Source organism: Streptomyces sp. NPDC007875 (assembly GCF_042868035.1).
Lineage (GTDB): Bacteria > Actinomycetota > Actinomycetes > Streptomycetales > Streptomycetaceae > Streptomyces > Streptomyces antimycoticus.
Genome location: NZ_JBIADZ010000012.1, coordinates 206997 through 222315, shown reverse-complemented (window position 1 = coordinate 222315; position 15319 = coordinate 206997). Strand labels below are relative to the sequence as shown.

18 protein-coding genes and 1 pseudogene are annotated in these 15319 nt (G+C 70.8%); 11 read left to right on the top strand and 8 right to left on the bottom strand.

What is annotated here, in order from left to right; all coding sequences use genetic code 11:
* Window positions 1–280: 280 nt before the first annotated feature.
* A complete protein-coding gene (locus tag ACFYOY_RS25505; RefSeq protein WP_388589882.1) occupies window positions 281–547 on the bottom strand; it encodes an SDR family NAD(P)-dependent oxidoreductase in 267 nt (88 codons plus the stop codon).
* A 186-nt stretch (window positions 548–733) separates the two neighbouring features.
* Between ACFYOY_RS25505 and ACFYOY_RS25500 the strand changes: the two genes are divergently transcribed.
* From ACFYOY_RS25500 to ACFYOY_RS25475, 6 genes are all read left to right on the top strand, one after another.
* Window positions 734–2029 (top strand): flavin-containing monooxygenase, encoded by a 1296-nt coding sequence (locus tag ACFYOY_RS25500; RefSeq protein WP_388589775.1) that lies wholly within the window; start codon window positions 734–736, stop codon window positions 2027–2029.
* Between the two features lie 10 nt (window positions 2030–2039).
* A complete protein-coding gene (locus ACFYOY_RS25495; RefSeq protein ID WP_388589772.1) occupies window positions 2040–2519 on the top strand; it encodes a RidA family protein in 480 nt (159 codons plus the stop codon).
* Window positions 2516–3190 carry a DUF1028 domain-containing protein gene (locus ACFYOY_RS25490; protein WP_351888486.1) on the top strand — a complete coding sequence of 225 codons (675 nt, stop codon included), beginning with the start codon at window positions 2516–2518 and terminating at the stop codon, window positions 3188–3190. The genes ACFYOY_RS25495 and ACFYOY_RS25490 overlap by 4 nt, the downstream gene beginning before the upstream one ends.
* A gap of 8 nt (window positions 3191–3198) precedes the next feature.
* Entirely contained in the window at window positions 3199–4374 is a 1176-nt protein-coding gene (locus ACFYOY_RS25485) for a M20 family metallopeptidase (RefSeq protein WP_388589769.1), read from the top strand.
* Window positions 4375–4490: 116 nt separating this feature from the next.
* Window positions 4491–5858 carry an MFS transporter gene (locus tag ACFYOY_RS25480; protein WP_388589766.1) on the top strand — a complete coding sequence of 456 codons (1368 nt, stop codon included), beginning with the start codon at window positions 4491–4493 and terminating at the stop codon, window positions 5856–5858.
* 64 nt (window positions 5859–5922) lie between these two features.
* A complete protein-coding gene (locus ACFYOY_RS25475) occupies window positions 5923–6849 on the top strand; it encodes a LysR substrate-binding domain-containing protein (protein ID WP_351888477.1) in 927 nt (308 codons plus the stop codon).
* 42 nt (window positions 6850–6891) lie between these two features.
* On the opposite strand, the gene ACFYOY_RS25470 is transcribed toward ACFYOY_RS25475, so the two are convergent.
* The 3 genes from ACFYOY_RS25470 to ACFYOY_RS25460 all read right to left on the bottom strand — a co-directional run bounded on the left by ACFYOY_RS25470 (window position 6892) and on the right by ACFYOY_RS25460 (window position 8985).
* The gene (locus ACFYOY_RS25470; RefSeq protein WP_351888474.1) at window positions 6892–7803 is read right to left on the bottom strand and encodes a universal stress protein; all 912 of its coding nucleotides are present in this window, start codon (window positions 7801–7803) and stop codon (window positions 6892–6894) included.
* Between the two features lie 309 nt (window positions 7804–8112).
* Complete coding sequence (locus tag ACFYOY_RS25465) at window positions 8113–8511, bottom strand: ACT domain-containing protein (RefSeq protein WP_351888471.1); 399 nt, start codon at window positions 8509–8511, stop codon at window positions 8113–8115.
* Between the two features lie 51 nt (window positions 8512–8562).
* Window positions 8563–8985 carry a MerR family transcriptional regulator gene (locus ACFYOY_RS25460; RefSeq protein ID WP_351888468.1) on the bottom strand — a complete coding sequence of 141 codons (423 nt, stop codon included), beginning with the start codon at window positions 8983–8985 and terminating at the stop codon, window positions 8563–8565.
* 54 nt (window positions 8986–9039) lie between these two features.
* On the opposite strand from ACFYOY_RS25460, the gene ACFYOY_RS25455 reads away from it, so the two are divergent.
* Window positions 9040–10014 (top strand): SDR family NAD(P)-dependent oxidoreductase, encoded by a 975-nt coding sequence (locus ACFYOY_RS25455; protein WP_351888465.1) that lies wholly within the window; start codon window positions 9040–9042, stop codon window positions 10012–10014.
* 282 nt (window positions 10015–10296) lie between these two features.
* Here the strand turns inward: ACFYOY_RS25455 and ACFYOY_RS25450 are convergent, their stop codons facing one another.
* Window positions 10297–10908, bottom strand: a complete 612-nt coding sequence (locus tag ACFYOY_RS25450; protein ID WP_388589761.1) for a nucleotidyltransferase domain-containing protein — start codon at window positions 10906–10908, stop codon at window positions 10297–10299.
* A gap of 298 nt (window positions 10909–11206) precedes the next feature.
* Here ACFYOY_RS25450 and ACFYOY_RS25445 point away from each other — a divergent pair, with 298 nt between their 5' ends.
* Together ACFYOY_RS25445 and ACFYOY_RS25440 are read left to right on the top strand one after the other, a co-directional pair.
* Entirely contained in the window at window positions 11207–11770 is a 564-nt protein-coding gene (locus ACFYOY_RS25445) for a dihydrofolate reductase family protein (RefSeq protein ID WP_388589758.1), read from the top strand.
* 105 nt (window positions 11771–11875) lie between these two features.
* On the top strand, window positions 11876–12229 hold the full coding sequence (locus ACFYOY_RS25440) for a VOC family protein (RefSeq protein WP_351888456.1): 354 nt from the start codon (window positions 11876–11878) through the stop codon (window positions 12227–12229).
* A 210-nt stretch (window positions 12230–12439) separates the two neighbouring features.
* Here the strand turns inward: ACFYOY_RS25440 and ACFYOY_RS25435 are convergent.
* Together ACFYOY_RS25435 and ACFYOY_RS25430 are read right to left on the bottom strand one after the other, a co-directional pair.
* A pseudogene (locus ACFYOY_RS25435) lies at window positions 12440–12562 on the bottom strand (dehydrogenase); the annotation flags it as partial.
* A 13-nt stretch (window positions 12563–12575) separates the two neighbouring features.
* Window positions 12576–13253 (bottom strand): type III effector protein, encoded by a 678-nt coding sequence (locus tag ACFYOY_RS25430; protein WP_351888691.1) that lies wholly within the window; start codon window positions 13251–13253, stop codon window positions 12576–12578.
* 136 nt (window positions 13254–13389) lie between these two features.
* Here ACFYOY_RS25430 and ACFYOY_RS25425 point away from each other — a divergent pair, with 136 nt between their 5' ends.
* Complete coding sequence (locus ACFYOY_RS25425; RefSeq protein WP_351888453.1) at window positions 13390–13824, top strand: Hsp20/alpha crystallin family protein; 435 nt, start codon at window positions 13390–13392, stop codon at window positions 13822–13824.
* Window positions 13825–13985: 161 nt separating this feature from the next.
* Entirely contained in the window at window positions 13986–14420 is a 435-nt protein-coding gene (locus ACFYOY_RS25420) for a DUF2267 domain-containing protein (protein ID WP_351888688.1), read from the top strand.
* Between the two features lie 194 nt (window positions 14421–14614).
* On the opposite strand, the gene ACFYOY_RS25415 is transcribed toward ACFYOY_RS25420, so the two are convergent.
* Window positions 14615–15310, bottom strand: coding sequence for an alpha/beta hydrolase (locus ACFYOY_RS25415; RefSeq protein WP_388589754.1), 696 nt, complete (start codon window positions 15308–15310; stop codon window positions 14615–14617).
* Between the last annotated feature and the right edge of the window lie 9 nt (window positions 15311–15319).

Here is a 15319-nt window from a genome sequence, read left to right as displayed (position 1 = left end):
GGGGGCGGGGCCGGCCCCCGCCCCCGCGCCCCCCCACCCCGCCCGGGGGGGGGCCCGCGCCGCCGGTGTGCCCCCCCCCCCCCCCCACCAACACCCCCCCCCCCCCCCCCCCCCGCCACCACGTTCGGAGTCTTGGACACCCTCGACGACGAGCAGGGGCGTCAGCGCCATCTGCAAGGCGAGATCGCCGCCTCGCTCATGGGAGCCGCGGAGACCATGCTCAGCTCGGCTCCGGTCATCAAAAGAAGCAAGACCATGAGCCCTACGACGGTCGTGAACCTCAAAGGCCATCGAGACGACCCATACGCGGAAGTCGTCTACGTGGGCCGCGCGATGACCAGAGAGGACGGTCATCGACTGGGGCGAGGTGATCTCGGTACGCAGGTTCCCCGGCTCCATGCCGAGCGCAGAAGGACTCCCGGGGCGTGTCCTCCACTGAGCCGAGGTCGGCCCCACCGGCGTTGTTCACGAGGACATCCAGTCGCCCGAAGCGCTCCATCGCGGCCTCGATGGCATCAGGGACCTGGTCCGGCCTGGTGAGGTCCAGTCCCAGGGGACCAGCCGGTCACCGTGGGCACTCGACAGGCTTCCACATCTGTAAATCAGATCGCCTACAGCGGAAACATCTGTTGGACAGCACTACGGCCATGCCCAAGGATCCCTCGTGCGGTAGCACCCACAGCACGGTCAACGCGACACCGGGATGCACTACCGCCTGAGTGGAGGCTGAAAGTTGAGTGAAGAGACTGAGGTAGTCGTCGTCGGCGCGGGCCAGGCAGGCGTGGCGATGAGCGAGCACCTGGGAGCCCACGGTGTGCCGCATATCGTCCTGGAGCGGCACCGTATCGCCGAGCGGTGGCGCTCGGAGCGGTGGGATTCCCTGGTGGCGAACGGGCCCGCGTGGCACGACCGGTTCCCGGGGCTGGAGTTCTCCGACGTCGACCCCGACGTCCACCCCGACGCCTTCGCCTCGAAGGAGCAGATCGCCGACTACTTCGTCACCTACGCCGAGAAGATAGGCGCCCCGATCCGGTGCGGTGTCGAGGTGACCTCGGTACGGAAGCGGACGTCACGGCCCGGCTTCCGGGTCGAGACCTCGCAGGGCCCCGTCGACGCGCGCTTCGTCGTCGCCGCGACCGGGCCGTTCCAGCGGCCCGTGATCCCACCCATCGTCCCGGACGGCGCCGTCCCCGTGCAGCTCCACTCCAGCGGGTACCGCAACCCGGAGCAGCTCCCCGAGGGCGCGGTCCTCGTGGTCGGGGCCGGCTCCTCGGGGGTCCAGATCGCCGATGAGCTGCGCCGCTCCGGCCGCCGGGTCTTCCTCTCCGTGGGTCCGCACGACCGTCCCGCCCGCCAGTACCGCGGACGCGACTTCTGCTGGTGGCTCGGTGTGCTCGGGCGCTGGGACGCACAGACGCCTCCCCAGGGTGCCGAACACGTCACCATCGCGGTGAGCGGCGCACGCGGCGGCCACACCGTGGACTTCCGTGCCCTGGCCGCCGACGGCGTCGAGCTCGTCGGTCTGACCGCGTCCTACGACGACGGCGTACTGCGCTTCGCGCCGGATCTCGCCACGAACGTCGCGCTCGGCGACGCGAAGTACCTCGAACTCCTCCGGGCGGCCGACGCGTATGTCGAGCGCAATGGGCTCGACCTCGCCGAGGAGCCGGAGGCGCACGTCCTCGGGCCTGATCCGGAAGGCGTGGCCGACCCCCGGCTGGAGCTCGACCTGGCCGCGGCCGGCGTCACCTCGATCGTCTGGGCGACGGGCTTTGCCACCGACTACAGCTGGCTCGAGGTCGACGCGTTCGACGAGAATGGCCGGCCGAACCAGCGACGCGGTGTGTCCTGCGAGCCCGGCGTCTATTTCCTGGGCCTGCCCTGGCTCTCCCGCCGCGGATCGAGCTTCATCTGGGGCGTCTGGCACGACGCCGGATACGTCGCCGATCACATCACGACCCAGCGCGGCTATCTCGCGTACGGCACCACCGACCGGCCCGGCGCCGCGCCGGCGGCCTGGAAGAACTGAGGAGCAGATGATGACCTCCACGAGGGAGGACCGCCGGGCGAACGCCGTCAAGGCCCCGGTCGTTGCCGGCGGGCACACCCGGATCCGCCCGTTCAACACCCGCGACACCTATCCCGAGCAGAACCTCGACAACGACCTCTGCCAGGCCGTCGTCGCCGGCGACACCGTGTACGTCCGGGGCCAGATCGGCCAGGACCTCGACACCAGCGAGTCCGTGGGCATCGGCGATGCCGAGGCGCAGGCCGAACAGGCCATGGCGAACATCAAGATGCTGCTCGAAGAGGCGGGCAGCCGGATGGAGCACCTGGTCAAGCTGACCATCTATCTGATCGACCCGCGTTACCGCGAGGCGGTGTACCGCACCGTGGGCCGCTGGACCAAGGGCGTCCACCCGATCTCCACCGGCCTGGTGGTGTCGGCGCTGGCCCGTCCGGAGTGGCTGTGCGAGATCGACGCCGTCGCCGTGATCCCCGGGGAGGAGCGGGCATGACATTCTCCCTGGTGGTCCGCGACGGCGAGCGGTTCGGCATCGCGGTCAGCTCGTCCAGTCCGGCGGTCGCCGCCCGGGTCGCCCATCTGCGGCCCGGGGTCGGCGCGGCGGCTTCGCAGAACGTCACCGACCCCACGCTCGGCACGAGCCTGCTGGCGGAACTGGCGGACCACGGCGACGCGGAGCGCGCCCTGGCCGGTGTCACCGGCGCGGCGCGGAACGCGAAGTCCATCGCCCACCGTCAGCTGACCGTGCTGGGCCGCTCCGGGCCCGGGTTCGTCTACAGCGGTGCGCACACCCTGGGCAAGCACGCCTCGGCCACCGCCGAGGGCGCGGTGGCGGCGGGCAACATGCTGTGCGGCGAGCACATCCCCGGCGTCCTCCTCGACGCGTATTCCGCCGCCCCGGGGGAGCTGGAGGAGCGGCTGGTCACCGCCCTGAAGGCCGCGGTCGAGGCCGGTGGCGAGGAGGGGCCGGTGCACTCCGCGGGTCTCGCGATCGTCGCGGACGTGGACTGGCGGGTGACCGACCTGCGCGTGGACTGGGCCGACGACCCCGTCGACCGGCTCGCCGAACTCCTCGCCGTCTGGCTGCCGCAGCGGGACGACTACGTGCACCGTGGACTCGATCCCGCCTCCGCCCCCTCCTACGGCGTCCCGGGCGACCGGTGATGGGGACGATGGGGACCACGGTGACGACGGGGACGACGGGCACACTCAAAGAGGCCGCCCGGCGCGAGGTCGACCGGCACGCCGAGGAGCTGATCCGGCTGTCCGAGCGGCTGCACGCCGACCCGGAGACGGCCTGGGAGGAACACCGGGCGGCGGCCGCCGTACCCGAGCCGCTGGACCGCGCCGGATTCGACATCACCACGTCCTACCTGGGCCTGGAGACCGCCTTCCACGCCCGGTTCGGCAGCGGGCCCGTGCGGATCGCGCTGTGCGCCGAGTACGACGCGCTGCCCGGCCTCGGCCACGCGTGCGGGCACAACCTCATCGCGGCGAGCTCGGTCGGCGCCGCGCTCGGCCTCGCCGCCGTCGCCGACGACGCCGGTCTCACCGTCGAGGTCTACGGCACCCCGGCGGAGGAGGGCGGCGGCGGCAAGATCGAGATGCTCGACCGGGGAGCCTTCGCCGGGATGGACCTCGCGATGATGGTGCACCCGGCGCCGGTCGACGTCGTCGAGGCCCGTCCGTTCGCGGTCAGCCACTCCAAGATCTCCTACACCGGTAGGTCCGCACACGCCGCGGCCTACCCCGAGGCCGGGATCAACGCGGCCGACGCCTTCACCGTGGCCCAGGTCGCGATCGGACTGCTCCGCCAGCAACTGCCCACCTCCGCCCGGGTGCACGGCGTGGTGACCCACGCCGGGGACGCCCCGAACGCCATCCCGGAGCGGGCCACCGGCCGCTGGTACGTCAGGGCGGAGACCCTCGCCGAACTGGCCGAGCTGGAACCACGGGTCATGCGTGCCTTCGAGGCGGGTGCCCTCGCGACCGGGTGCGAGCTGGAGATCGAGCCGGAGAGCAAGCCGTATGCGGAGTTCCGCACCGACCAGACCGCTCTTGCCCACTACCGCGCGAACGCCCTCGCCCTGGGACGGGAGTTCGCGCCGCCGGGACAGGCCGCCCGGATGAACCGCGCCTCCACCGACATGGGCAACGTCTCGCAGACGGTGCCCGCCATCCACCCCTACATCGGCATCGGCTCGCTGCCCGCCACCAACCACCAGCACGAGTTCGCCGCGTTCTGTGTGGGCGCAAACGCCCAGCGGGCCCTGCTCGACGGGGCGGTGGCGCTGGCCTGGACCGGTGTGGACCGGAGTTCGAGCCGCTACGCGAGCGCGAGCTCCTGACCGAGGCGGCATCCCCGCACGGCCTCCCGGCCGAGGCGGCACCCAGCACAGCCTCCCGATCGAGGCGGCACCCGCACAGCTCCGGCTTGTTCCACCCCATCCCCAAGGAGGCGCCCATGCCCACCACTCACACCGACGTCACCACGGCCGAGGTCGAGGTGGCCACCGACGTCGTCGCACTGCGCAGAAGCGTTGCCGCGGGAGCCGTCGGCGTGTTCGTGCACTGGTTCGACTGGGCCGCCTATGCCTATCTCGCCGGCACCGTCGCCACCGTGTTCTTCCCGGACGAGAACAGCACCACCGGACTGCTCGCCGTGTTCGGCGTGTTCGCCGTGTCCTTCGGCATCCGGCCCATCGGCGCACTGGTGTTCGGACCGCTCGGCGACCGGATCGGCCGCAAGCGCACGCTGTCGCTGGTCATCTTCATGATGTCCGGCGCGACCCTGAGCATCGGCCTGCTGCCCGGTTACGCGGCGATCGGGGTCGCCGCCCCGGTGCTCCTGGTGATCCTGCGCCTGATACAGGGATTCGCGGCGGGCGGCGAGTTCGGCAGCGCGGCGAGCTTCCTCGCCGAGAGCGCCCCCCGGCGCCGTCGCGGATTCGGGGTGAGCTGGCTGGAGGTCGGCTCCCTGCTGGGCTTCCTCGCCGGTTCGTTCGTCTATCTGCTGCTGTCGACGGGGCTGGACGAGGACCAGCTGACCGCCTGGGGCTGGCGCATCCCCTTCCTCGTCTCCGCGCCGCTCGGCGTCATCGGCTTCATCATCCGCAACAAGATCGAGGACACCCCCGAGTACCGGACGCTCGAAGCCAACGACACCGTGCCGCGCACCCCCGTACGGGAGTTGCTCCGCCGGCACAAGCGGCATCTGCTCCAGGCCGCGGGCCTGATGGCCGCCATGCATGTGCCCTTCTACATGGTGCTGACGTACCTGGTCACCTACGAGACCGACCACCTGGGGCACTCGGCCGGCAGCGCCGCCCTGCTGTCCACGGTGATCTCACTGCTGGGGCTGGTGCTGGTCCCCGTGTTCGGGCTGCTGTCCGACCGCGTGGGACGCAAGCCGGTCTTCGTCGGGGCCACCGCGGGCCTCCTGGTCCTCTCCACCCCCGCGTTCCTCCTCATGCGGACCGGGCTCGCCGGAACCTGGATCGCCGGTCTGCTGCTCGGCGTGATCCTCGCCGCGATCCTCGGCACCTACGCGGTGTGGTCGGCGGAGATCTTCCCCACCCGCACCCGCCAGAGCGGCCTGTCCATCGCCTACAACCTCACCGCCGCCCTGTTCGCCGGCACGGTGCCGTACCTGATGACCGTGTTGATCTCCGCGACCGGCAGCACCCTGCTGCCCGGCCCCTACCTGATGGTGTTCGCCGTCGGCGGCCTCATCGCCGCCCTGTCCCTCAAGGAGACCGCCGGTTCCGCCCTGCTGCGCCCCGAGGACGTCTCCGACGCGCCCGCGGAGCGCCACCAGGCACCGCCCGCATAGGGTCCGGCCGCCGCATAGGGTCGGCATCGGCACGGACACCGATCACCAGGCGCGAGGGTCACGCATGACGTCACCGGTGGGTTTCACCCTCCTCCAGCTCCGCTACTTCCTCGTGGCCGCCGAGCGCGGTTCGATGACGGAGGCGTCGGGGGAGCTCCACATCGCACAGTCCGCCGTGTCCGCGGCCATCCACAACCTGGAGCGCGACCTGCGGGTACAGCTGTTCATCCGCCGCAGGGGCCGGGGACTGACCCTGACGCCCGCGGGGGAGAGGCTTCAGCAGCACGCGCGGGAGCTGCTGGGCCGTGCGCGCGAGATCGAGCGGGAGGCCCGGGGAGACGGCGAGACGATCTCCGGGCCGGTGGCCGTCGGCTGCTTCGTGACCCTGGCCCCGTACTATCTGCCGCCCCTGTTCAGCGAATGCACCGACCGCTACCCGGGCATCGAGATCGACGTGGTGGAGGGAGAGACGGACCAGCTCGTCCAGGCCCTGGGCGCGGGACGCATCGACTTCGCCCTCACCTACGACCTGGGTCTGACGGCCGAGATGGACCTGCGCAGCGAGACGATCGCGCGGGCCCCGGCCTATGTCATCGTCGCGGCCGATCACCCGCTGGCCCGGCAGGGCTCCGTGGAGCTGGCCGAACTGTCCGCGGAACCCCTCGTCCTGCTCGACCTGCCCCACAGCCGCGACTACTTCCGCTCACTGATCGCCGCCACCGGCACCGCGCCCGATGTCCGCTACCGCACCCGGAGCTATGAAACCGTACGTTCCCTGGTGGCCCGGGGGCTCGGATATTCCGTGCTGAACCAGCGGCCGGCGACCGGCCAGACCTACGGCGGCGGCGAGATCGCGGAACTGGAGCTGCGGGACGGAAGCCCCCCGCTCGAAGTCAAGATCGCCTCGGTGAGGGGCATGACCCAGACCGCCCGCGCCCGTGCGGTGATGGAGCTGCTGCGGGAGATCGCCCCCCGCCCCGCCCGGGCCTGAAGAACACGGAACCGGACCGGGCCTTTGAGGCCGCGGCCGTGGTCAGGCGCTCGGAACGGTGATGACCGGACAGCGTGCGTGCTGCGTCACCCCCTGGCTGACGGAGCCCAGCAGCAGGCCGGTGAACCCGCCGTGTCCGCGTGTGCCCACGACCAGGCCGAGGGCGTGCTCGGCCGCCTCGGTCAGGACCTGCACCGGGTGGCCCGGTACGACCTCTTGGCGCAGTTCCACCTCCGGATGGCCGGCGGTACGCCCGGCGACGGTCTCCGACAACAGCCGTCGGCACTCCTGGACCGCGGCCTCCTCGTCCGGCGTTCCGAGCCGAGGAGGCTGCCACACGTAGAGGGCGCGCAGGGCCGAGCCGTGCAAGGCGGCCTCGTCGAAGGCGAAGTCGACGGCGGCCGCGGAATGACGGCTGCCGTCGACCCCGACCACGAAATGCGGCTGCCGCTCGGGGACGTGTTCCGCCTCGGCGACACGCTCCGCCTCGGGCACCTGATCCGGCTCCGGCACGACCACCACGGGGCAGGGCGCGTGAGCGATGAGCGGCAGGGCGACGGCGGCGGAGGTGAAGAGCTCCTGAAGAGCGCTCAGACGCCAGGACCCGACCACCACTACCGTGGCGTTCCGGGCCTGCTCACGCAGGACCCACGCCGGGTGCCCCTCGGCCAGCAGCCCCGATACCCGCACCTGCGGATGCCGGGACTCGACGAAGGCCACCGCCTCCTTCAGCATGCGATCCCCCGACGTGTGCAGCGACTCGTTCCACTCCTCCCAGGACGGCCGCCCACCCGTCGGCCGGTACCCGGGGGTCGGCACGTTCTGCGCGAGGACCAGCTGCAGCGGCAGGCGGCGCCGGTCCGCCTCGTCGGCGGCCCAGCCGAGTGCCGCGCGTCTGCCCGGATCGGGGTCGAGGCCGATCACGATCGGTTCATCTCCGTGTGCGTGCGCCATCGCCGACCTCCTATGGCTCCTCCGACCGGCACACCGGGCCGGGAGCGTCCCCCGGCGGGCGGTCCTCCACGCCCCTCCACGCCCCTCGGCGACCGTCCGGACGGCCTCGGCCCGGGGCGCGACCCGTGCTTCCAGCGGGCTCAACCAGTCATGGCCTGTCACCTCGCGAAATGATGGCAGCCGGCCACTTCCATGCTGCGCGCCCCCAGGCCACCCTGCGAATCGGACACCGAACCCCCGCAGCGGGGCCGGCCGGGCCGGGCTCCACCTGTCGCCGTCGTCGACGAATGGCTGTGGCCGCGCGGCAGCTCAGGCGGAGCGCCGCGCCAGACTCTCCAGGACGGCCACCGCCCGATCAGCGTGCTCGTACGCGACGAACAGGTGGTCGTGATGGAACGCGGCGACGACGTTGCAGCTCAGCCCGGCGTCGGCGAGCTCCCGCGAGACCGCGGCGGTCAGCCCGACGGCCTCGAGCGCGGAATGGACACGCAAAGTGATCCAGCCGGCCACATAGTCGTATGCCAGCCCGGCCGCATCCGCCTCTTCACGAGGGACCACCAGGGTCAAGCCCTCATCCTCGGCGACTGTGACCACAGGGGTGACGCCGGAGGGGATACCACCCTCGACAGTGGTGAACACATAGCGGCCCGGATTCAGCTCCGGACGCATGCCGCTCAGCAGTTTCCGCAGGTCACTCTCGCCGGTCATGACCGCCACCTTACGCACTACGGTCGGCCTTCGCGGTTCTGCGCTTGCCCCTCAGGCCGTCGGGTCCCAGAGTCCGCCGGCCTCGCCGCGGGCGAGGTGTTCGGCGTAGACGCCGACCTTCCAGGCGATGACGGAACGGCACTCCTCCAGTGCCTGGATCTGTTCGTCGACGCGCTGCCGGTGGGCGTCGAGGAGCCGCAGACGTTCCGCCTCGTTGCCCGGACCGTGCCGCACCAGTTCGGCGAACCGCTTGAGGTCGGCGAGCGGCATGCCGGATGCACGCAGCTTGACGCAGATCAGCAACCAGTCGACGTCGAATGCGGTGTACCGCCGCCGACCGCCGGAGGTGCGCCGGACCGGTCCGACCAGCAAGCCCTCGCGCTCGTAAAAGCGCAAGGCATGCACGCTGAGTCCGGTCCGCTCGGCCACCTCACCGATGCTCAGTGGCTCCGCGGAGGTCTCGCCAGTCGCCATGCGCCCCCTCCAGGACTTGATCTAGACCTCGCTCCAGATCGTAGCGTCGTCGGCATGACCAGCACTGATCAGCAGCCGCTCGGCTCGCCCTTCTCCACCGTCAGCACCGCCGAGGACGTCATGGCCGGCCTCGACCTCTCCGGCACGAGCGCCGTCGTGACCGGGGGCTACTCCGGGCTCGGCCTGGAAACCACCCGGGCCCTATCGGCGGCCGGGGCCCGGGTCATCGTTCCGGCACGCAGGCCCGAAGTCGCCCGCGCCGCGCTCGCGGACGTGGAGGGCTGCGAGGTCATCTCCATGGATTTGGCGGACCTCGACGGTGTGCGCGCCGCCGCCGCGCGGATCAGCGGCTCCCTCGCCCGGCTCGACCTGTTCATGGCTGTCGCCGGCGTCATGGCCACCCCGGAGCGGCGCGTCGGCCCCGGCTGGGAGAGCCAGTTCACCGCCAACCACTTCGGACACTTCACTCTCGTCTGCGAGCTCTATCCGCTCCTGGCCGCCGCCGCGGGCGGTGCGCGCGTCGTCGTCAACAGCTCCGCCGGACATGCCCTGACCGACATCCGCTGGCACGACCCGCACTTTCGCACCGGCTACGACAAGTGGCTGGCCTACGGCCAGGCCAAGACCGCCAATGCCCTGTTCGCCGTGCAGCTCGACGCCCTCGGGCGCGACGACGGCGTCCGGGCGCTGGCTCTCCACCCGGGCAAGATCGTCACCGGCCTTCAGCGGGAGATGACGCTCCGGGAGCAGATCGATCGCGGTTGGGTGGACGAGCACGGCAACGTGATCGGCGCCGACTTCAAGACGCCCTCCCAGGGCGCCGCCACCGGCCTGTGGGCAGCCACGTCCCGACTCCTTGACGACCGCGGTGGCCTCTACCTGGAAGACTGCGACGTCGCACGTGTCTCCGCCCCTGACGCGCCCATGGACGACGGCGGCGTCCGCGCGTACGCCATCGACCCCGACGCGGCCGCACGGCTGTGGGACCTGTCCATCACCGCAACCGGTGCCACCCCGATCACCCGATGACCCCATGCCCGGCACGCGCCGACGCGGCACTCGACACGGCGCGAGAAGCCTTCGCCCTCAAGCCGGCCGAGCCGGGCCGGCTGCCCCGGCACCCGGCTCCCACGCATCCATCGGCTCGCCCATCACCAGCAGGTACTCCGACGGCTGCGCATACCCCTCCACCTGCGCGGAGAGGACACGGCCGGCGAAGGCGCGACCGCCGTCCTGGAGCGGAGCGGTCAGCTACCACACACGGTGATCTGCGAGCCTTCTTGGCGAGCACCGGCGGAACCAGCGTCGGATTCACCCTTCCAAGCGCTTGTGCCAAGGGTGAGGTCCGTACGTCCCGGTGATCGCGTCGGCGAGCCATCGCCGTTGCTGTTCCGTCAGCAACGGCAGTACCGCGTCGAAGTCCTCTTCGTCCTTGGGCCGTGGCGCCTTGGCCTTGTAGTAGAGCTGCACGTCCGGGGCCAGGAAGGGAATGCCGGCGGCCGAAGTCATCCCCAGTGTGCTGATCGGCCTGCGCACTCGGGTGTCACGCCGGGACACCCATTCGTGACCGCAGGACTCGTCGAGCAGGACCTGGATGCGCCAAGGATCATCTGGTCCAGGCCGGCACCAGATGTCGTCAACGCCGAGCGGCAGGACCTCACCCGGCATCCACGGACGCAGGCTCCCCGGCGGATCAGCGCACGACCATTGCCAGCCCGCCAGAGCCTGCTGTGCCATGAGCTGGTCCCGGCGAAGCAGGAGAACATCGATGTCGCCATGGCTTCGGATCGGACGGCCCACCGCGAGCTCGATCGCCAGTCCTCCGGCTACCCACCAACCGCCTTCCAGACCGGAGAAACGCGCGACAACTTCCGCCAAAGGAGAGGGGTCCCACCGGCCGAAGGGAGCCTGAGCATGTGTCATGCCGCTCATCGTCCCCTGACTGAGCATCGTCCGGCTGGCCCCTGCCACCCGACGACGGCTAGGGACAGTTCACCTCCGCTCACCGAGGAGGAACCGCCCGGCGGCCGACGCTGGTGCAGCGTTGCGGGCGGCCGGCGGCAGGCGGCGAGACGGTCAGGTCAGCCGAAGACGTGCAGCCGCGGCTGCCCGATCACGGAGCCTCGTGCGGTGACTCGGCCCAGGGGATCCCGCGAGCCGCGATGAGTTCTGCGGCGTCCGGCGGTCGTACTGTCGAACCCGTTATTGAGGAGGACTTCCGATGCGCAGGGTGACCTATTCGATGGGCGTCTCACTTGACGGCTACATCGTCGGGCCGGACGGCGGCTTCGACTGGACGGCGCCCGACGAGGAAGTGTTTCGCTTCGTCACCGACGAGATTCGAGAGGTCGGCGCCCACCTGTTGGGACGACGGCTGTACGAGACGATGCTGTACTGGGAGACCGCCGACCAGAATCCATCGCTTGATGACTCCATGCTCGAGTGGGCCGCGCTCTGGAAGTCGCTCCCCAAGGTGGTGTTCTCCACCACGCTGTCGGCGGTGCAGGGCAATGCCCGCCTGGCCTCCGGCGGCCTGGCGGAGGAGATCGAGCGGTTGCGGGCCGAGCCGGGGGAGGGCGACATCGCGATCGGCGGCGCGGCTCTCGCCGCCGATGCGGCCGCGTTGGATCTGATCGACGAGTACCGGGCCAGGGTCTACCCGGTGCTGGTTGGCGGTGGCATTCCGTTCTTTCCCCGGCGCGAGCGCCGGGTGGATCTCGAACTCGTGGAGACCCGCACCTTCAGCTCGAGCGTCGTCTACCTCCGCTACCGGGTGGCGCGCTAGGCGGCTCGTCCGCCGGATCCGGAAATGGTCGTCGCTGAGGAGACGTCAGTAGGCCCTCTTCATGCATGCCTGTTGTCGAAGCCCTGGCAGGTCTAGGCTCGGCTGATGACCTTGGAATGGCGTCATGTAATTGTTCACTCTGCAGATCCGGCGGCCCTGGGGCAGTGGTGGGCCGAGGCTCTTGGTTGGGTTGTGGTCCACTCCTCTGATGTGGAGTTCGCGATCCGCCCGGAGCCGGATCGCTTGCCGGGGTTGGAGTTCGTCCAGCTTGATGAGCCCAAGAAGGCCAAGAGCCGACTACATCTCGACTTCGTGCCTGATGATCAGGACGCCGAGGTGGCTCGCCTTGAGGCTCATGGCGCACAGCGTGTTGATATTGGTCAGGGTGACCAGCCGTGGGTGGTCATGGCAGACCCCGAAGGCAACGAGTTCTGTGTCCTCGGCCGACGGCGTCAGTAGCGGAGCGCCGGCTCCGTCAGCGGCGCTGGCGGAGCCGGCGCTCAGGTGGCCCGTGCGGCGATCGTTTCAGTCGGTGATGTACCCATCGTTCTTGAGGTACTCCAGGGTGTAGCTGTCGGGTCGTTGTCGGAGAGGGCGGCAGAGGCCCTGACCGCTTCGGCCGGCGTCTCGGTCTTGTCGGGTGTGCGCACGGCGATGCGCACGTTCGCCACCGGGCGTGCTCTGCGGGGCCGGCGAGCCGACATGGCTGGACTGGTTGACGATCCGCGGGTGCGCCGAGTGGCGCAACAGCGGAAGCATCGCGTTGGTGACCCGGATGACGCCGAAGACGTTGGCCGGGGCGGGGTCAGTCCGTGCCGCGGCGCTGGTCGCCGCTTGCTTGCCGCAGCTGGTCGGCGTGGCGGGCTACGGTGTCGACGCGGTCCGCGAGGTCGATATGACGTGCTGTCAGGTGCTGATGGGCTTCGGCGAGCGGGGCGACGAGCTGGGCGGCGTCGTCGTGGGCGAGGGCGTCCGCAAGCCGGGCGATGTGGTCACGGGCCTCGGCGGGCAGATCGGTGAGGGCGGTGACTTGCCCGGCGAGCCGACGCAGGTCGGCTGCGTTGCCCCGGGCCCATGAGGTGACGGTGCGGTCGGCGGCGCGGCGGTCGCGGGTGGCCTGCACTCGCTGCTCGCCGGTGGCGCCGGGGGTTCCGGGTCGTACACGCAGGTAACGACGCTCGGCGGCCTGGCGGCTCGCCACGCCCAGGGGGTGCGCGAGCTCGGCCCAGCTGGCGCCCGCCTCGCGAGCCGTCTCGATCAGCCACGGTTCCCACCCGGCGAGCTGGTCCCTGACCTCCCGCAGCAGCAACAGCGCGGCCAAGGCCTGCTCCGAGCTGGTCCGGTGTGGCTCCGGCCCTCGGTCTGGTGGGGCGGTGGCGGTGCGCACGACCTCGTCGATGGCCTCCAGTGCCGCCGAGGTGGCCGGGAACGACGTGGGGGCGGGGTGGGGACCGGGTTTGTGAGACTCCTCCGGGCTGACCATGGCGTATCCCTCCTTTGTCATCGGATCGACGACACATTCATTTGTCATCGTTCCGATGACATGCTACAACGGAAGCAGGTTACAGCGCATTGGCGGTACCGCCCAAAGGACACAAGCACAGTGGAGGTGTTTCACGATGTTGATGCGCACCGACCCGTTCCGCGAGCTTGACCGGCTCACTCAGCAGCTCATGGGCTCGTCCGGCACTTGGTCCAGGCCGTCCACCATGCCGATGGACGCCTACCGTGAGGGCGACGACTATGTGATCGCCCTCGACCTCCCCGGCGTCTCGACCGATGCGATCGATATCGATGTCGAGCGGAACATGCTCACCGTCAAGGCGGAGCGGCGTCCGATCGCCAAGGCCGACGATGTGCAGATGGAGCTGTCCGAACGGCCTCTCGGAGTCTTCTCCCGCCAGCTGATGCTGGCCGACACCCTCGACACCGAACGCATCGAGGCAGACTACGAAGCCGGTGTCCTGACGCTGCGCATCCCCATCGCCGAGCGGGCCAAGCCCCGCAAGATCGCCATCGGCGAGGGCACCAGGAGCAAGCAGATCAGCGGCTGACCCCAGGGGTATTCACCATCGCGGGCGGAGGACGCCAGGAAGGCCGGGCGCTCCCTTCCCGTCCTCCGCCCCGTCCTCCGTGACCTCCGCCCGACCTCCGCGATCACTCGCGTACACCATCATGACAAGCAAGCATGACGAGAAAGGCAATCGACCCAGCCATGCCGGCCCAGTCCGAATACGCCCCGACCGCAGCGGAGATGACGTTCGACCAGATGCTGGAGAAGGTCCGTTACGAAGGGGCCTACCCCACCCGTGAACGGGCCGAGATGGTCGTCCGTGCCGTGCTCGCCGGCCTGGGCCGGCAGCTCACCGGCGATGAGCGGGTCGATCTCGCCGCCCGTCTGCCCGTGGAGGCGGCCCGGGTGCTCGCCGACCAGATCCCCGCCCCCGAGCCCCTCACCGGCTGGGGCTTCGTCAAGGACCTCGCCACCCGGGTGGGCGGCACTCCCGCCACCGCTCGCTGGGACACCGGCTCCGTCCTCAAGGTCGTCACGCAACTCGCGGGAGACGGCCTGGTGGACCGTATCCTCGCCCAGCTTCCCTCCGGCTATGCCCTCCTGTTCGGCCGGATCGAGCTGACGCGCGCGGCCTGACCGCCCCTTCCGCGGGCACCGTATTGAGGCAGCCCGCTTCGGGCGCTCGGCCGAGCAGCCAGTGGTGCGGAGTGCCGCCGATCCCGGCGCCTTCAGCAGCGCCATCCGGACCTCCCTGCGGTGCGGATGGCGCCCGGGCTTCACGACGGCCTCCGGGCCCCCGGCTCGCCGGCCCGGCACGTCCGCGGCTGCCGTCACAGGCTCAGCAGCAGGTCCCGGACCGTTTCGGGCTGGGACAGGAACGGGTGGTGGCCGGCGTCGAGTTCGACGACGCTGCCGGCCCGGCGGGCGAACTCCCGCTGCAGCCGCGGCGAGGTGCCCCGGTCCCGGGCGCAGACGAGGTACGTCGAGGGCAACTGCTGCCATGCGGCCGCCCCGACCGGCTGCCCGGTCACCCGCACGTTCTGCCGGGCGAGGTGGTCCGCCGCCTGCGCCTGGACATCGGGGTCGCAGTCCTGCAGGAAGGTGTCCACGAGCAGTTCGGGGCGGACCCCGAACGTGCCGGCGTCGGGGTCGATGTCGAGGAACGGGGCGGGGCTGCCGTCCCCGAAATCCGACAGGCTCTGCCCCACCTCGGGCAGATAGCTGGAGACCAGCAGCAGGTGGCGCACCGACCCGACTTCCGCGGCGGCTTCCGCGGTGACGATGCCGCCGTAGCTGTGGGCGACCACGACGGTCGGCTCGTCGCCGGTCCGCAGCACCTGCCGCACCGCGGCGACATCCTCGGGCAGCCCCGGACCGCCGACGCCGCCGGGCAGCCCCGCCTCGCCGCAGCTCGGTAGCGCCGGTGCCATGCTCGGCACCCCCCGCTCCTGCAGCAGCTCGGCGGTGCGGTGCCACCACCACGACCCGTCCCGCACGCACGCCCCGTGCACGAACACCACTCTCATCGCCACCTC